Below are 3582 nucleotides of genomic sequence, written 5' to 3' on the forward strand. Positions count from 1 at the left end.
TCCGCCCTCAACCCAGGCACGCAACCCAAACAGACAACGAGAGACCACGCCAACCATCACCCGAAGCGATGATCCTTCATGAACGCCCGCTCGCCTGCGCCAGGATGAAGTCCTTGACCAACACCATGGAGGCGTCTTCCAGCAACGCGCTGCGGCACCACAGGTAGATGTCGCGCGGGGGCGGCACCACCGCGACCGGCAGGGCCAGTTCGACCAGGCCGTAGAAAGGCGCCAAAAATCCCAGCGGATAGCGCGGCAGCACCGACAGGTGGCGTCCCTTGGAGAGGATCTCCAGCACCATGTGAGCATCGCCCATCACGGTGACCTCGGTATGGCGGGCTTCGACCCCTGCCTGGCGCAGCATGTCGCGCACGGGCGCATCGAACGGGGACGCCGTGCCCATGCCCAGCCAGTCCACATCGCCGCCCGCAGCCAGAACGCCCGTGCGCGCCAGCGGGTGCGCCTGGCCGCAGAAGACGCCCACCGTGTCGTGCACCAGCAAGAAGCGTTCGATGCCTGCGGGCGGCTTGTCCAGCCACGAGGGGGCGATCACCAGCTCGTGCCGGCCGTCCACCAACTGGTCCACCAGCAGGTGCGGGCGGTCGCTCTGCACCGAGAAGGCGCGGCCCGGGGCCACGGCGGCCAGCCCGGCCACCAGGCCTGGCACCAGCGCGGCCCCCACCAGCGGCCCCGTGCCCAGCCGGATGGTGTTGCGAAACCCGCCGCGGTGGCGGGCGCAGGCCTCCTCGGCATCGCGCACGCTGCGCGCGATGGCCCGGCCTTCGCGCGCCAGCACCTCACCCAGCGCGGTGCTGCGCACGCCGAAGCGGCTGCGCTCGAACAGCTGGCCGCCCGCGCGCGACTCCAGAGCCTGCATGTTGTGCGTGAGCGTGGGCTGCGTCAGGTGCAGCACCTGGCTGGCCTTGCTGATGGAGCCGCATTCCAGGATGGCGGACAGTTGCAGCAGATGCCGGGGATCCATAGATTTATTTAAGTTGAAACACCCAAATTTCAATTTTACAAAGAATGGAGCTGCCGCTAACGTCAGGGGCATGCAACCCAACATCATCTACATCGTGGCCGACGACCTGGGCTTTGCCGACCTGGGCTGCTATGGCGGGCGCCAGGCGCAGTTCGGCGCGGTGTCGCCCCACATCGACGCCCTGGCTGCGGGCGGGCTGCGCCTGACGCAGGGCTACGCCAACTCGCCCGTGTGCTCGCCCACGCGCGTGGCCCTGGCCACCATGCGCTACCAGTACCGTGTGCGCGCCGGCATGGAGGAGCCCATCAACAGCCGCAGCAAGGGCAGCACCGTGCTGGGCCTGCCGCCCGAGCTGCCCACCCTGCCCTCGCTGCTGCGCGAGGCGGGCTATGCGACAGCCCTCATCGGCAAATGGCACCTGGGCTACCCGCCGAGCTTTGGCCCGCTGCGCTCGGGCTATGACGAGTTCTATGGCGTGATGGCCGGCGGTGTGGACTATTTCAGCCACTGCGCCGGGCGGGGCGACCATGACATGTACCTGGGCGAGGAGGAGCACCACGAGCCCGGCTACCTCACGGACCTGCTGTCGGACCGGGCCGTTGGCCATGTGGGCCGCATGGCCGAGGGCGCGCGGGCGGGCAAGCCCTTCCTGCTGAGCCTGCACTACACGGCGCCCCACTGGCCCTGGGAGACCCGCGACGACGCGGCCCTGGCGGCGCAGGTGAAGGACAACCTGTTCCACCTGCACGGCGGCAATGTGGAGACCTACCGCCGCATGATCCACCACATGGACGAGGGCATTGGCCGGCTGGTGGCCACGCTGCGCACCGAGGGCCTGTTGGAGAACACGCTCATCGTCTTCACCAGCGACAACGGGGGCGAGCGCTTTTCGGACAACTGGCCGCTGGTGGGCGGCAAGATGGACCTGACCGAGGGCGGCATCCGCGTGCCGTGGATCGCCCACTGGCCGGCCGTGATCGCACCAGGCGGCACCAGCGCGCAGCAGTGCATGGGCATGGACTGGTCTGCCACCCTGCTGGAGCTGGGCGGTGGCGTGCCGCACCCGCAGTACCCGCTGGACGGCGTGTCGCTGGCCCGCATCCTGCGCGACCCGGCGGACACCTTCGAGCGGCCGCTGTACTGGCGCATGAACCACCGCACCCAGCGCGCCCTGCGCCGGGGGCCGTGGAAGTACCTGAAGGTGGACGAACACGAGTACCTGTTCCACCTGGAGAACGATGCGCGCGAGCGCGCCAACCTGGCCCGGCACGAGCCCGCGCGCTTTGCGCAGATGCGCGACGACTGGCTGGCGTGGAATGCATCCATCCCCGAGATACCGGCCGATGCCACCGTAAGCCTGGGCTACTCGGCCAAGGACATGCCACAGCGATAGATGGACCCACCTCATAAAACAATACCCAAGGAGACAAGACCATGACCCCCACCCATCCATGCCTGCAGTCCGGCACCCGGCGTGGCTCACTGCGCCCCGCCACCCTGGCAGCAGTGTCGTCCCTGCTTGCCTTGCAACTGGCTGCACCCGCCCATGCGCAGGACACGGCCAAACCCGCCTGGCCCAGCCGTCCGGTGACCCTGGTCGTGGGCACGCCGCCGGGCGGCGCCATCGACGCCTATGCACGCGCACTGGCCCACGAGCTGGGCAAGGTGACGGGCGGCACCTTCATCGTGGACTACAAGCCCGGCGCCAACGGCAACATCAGTGCCGAGTATGTGCAGAAGGCCGCGCCCGACGGGCACACGCTGTGGATCGGCACGCAGGCCATGGTGACCATCAACCCCAGTGCCTACGCCAGCCTGCGCTGGAAGCCGGCGGACTTTCGCCCCATCGCCAAGGGGGTGGAGGCGCCGCTGGTGCTGGTGGCCCACCCCTCGGTGCCGGCGCGCAGCTTTGCCGACCTGGTGAAGTGGACGGCGGCCAACCCGGGCAAGGTGTCGTACGGCTCGTACAGCCCGGGAACGCCCTCGCACTTTTTGGGCTTTCAGATGAACGAGCGTTTCAAGACCGACATGGCGCACATTCCGTACAAGGGCTCGGCCCCGCAGGTGGTGGACCTGGTGGGCGGCCAGGTGCCGCTGGGCTTTGCGCAGATGCAGACCGCGTTGCCCCAGGTGCAGGCCGGCAAGCTCAACGCGCTGGCCGTGACCAGCCCCGAGCGCTCGCGCCACCTGCACCAGGTGCCCACGCTGGCCGAGCTGGGCTACAAGGACCTGAACACCACCATCTGGTTCGGCCTGCTGGCCGCCAGCGCCGTGCCCAAGCCGGTGCTGGACGCCATCGAGGCCGCGACTGTCAAGGCGCAGTCGGCGCCGGACTACCGCAGCAAACTCGATGCGCAGGGCTTTGATGTGCCCGCCGAGCACGGTGATGCATTCGCCCGCACGATCGCTGCGGAAACGGTGCGGTGGGCGGGGTTGGTGAAGGCTACGGGGTTCAGGGCCAACGATTGATTGGGGTGGGCTTGGTGGATGGTGCCGCAGTCGCTTGTCGTCGATGGTGGCTGTGTGCTTTGGTTGAAGGCGGGGGCCGGGGTGTGCGCCCGGCGGCGCAGTAACTTTCTCTTGCGTCGCCAAGAGAAAGT

At 68.5% G+C, this 3582-nt stretch carries 3 protein-coding genes; 2 read left to right on the forward strand and 1 reads right to left on the reverse strand.

The genetic code is table 11. From position 1 onward, the window contains the following. Positions 1-76 precede the first annotated feature (76 nt). The gene (locus ASE28_RS05885; RefSeq protein ID WP_057265451.1) at positions 77-982 is read right to left on the reverse strand and encodes a LysR family transcriptional regulator; all 906 of its coding nucleotides are present in this window, start codon (positions 980-982) and stop codon (positions 77-79) included. 70 nt (positions 983-1052) lie between these two features. On the opposite strand from ASE28_RS05885, the gene ASE28_RS05890 reads away from it, so the two are divergent. Together ASE28_RS05890 and ASE28_RS05895 are read left to right on the forward strand one after the other, a co-directional pair. Further along, positions 1053-2375 carry a sulfatase gene (locus ASE28_RS05890; protein WP_057265453.1) on the forward strand — a complete coding sequence of 441 codons (1323 nt, stop codon included), beginning with the start codon at positions 1053-1055 and terminating at the stop codon, positions 2373-2375. 41 nt (positions 2376-2416) lie between these two features. Continuing rightward, complete coding sequence (locus ASE28_RS05895; RefSeq protein ID WP_057265455.1) at positions 2417-3451, forward strand: tripartite tricarboxylate transporter substrate binding protein; 1035 nt, start codon at positions 2417-2419, stop codon at positions 3449-3451. Positions 3452-3582: the final 131 nt, after the last annotated feature.

The sequence above is a fragment of the Acidovorax sp. Root219 genome, assembly GCF_001428665.1.
Lineage (GTDB): Bacteria > Pseudomonadota > Gammaproteobacteria > Burkholderiales > Burkholderiaceae_C > Acidovorax.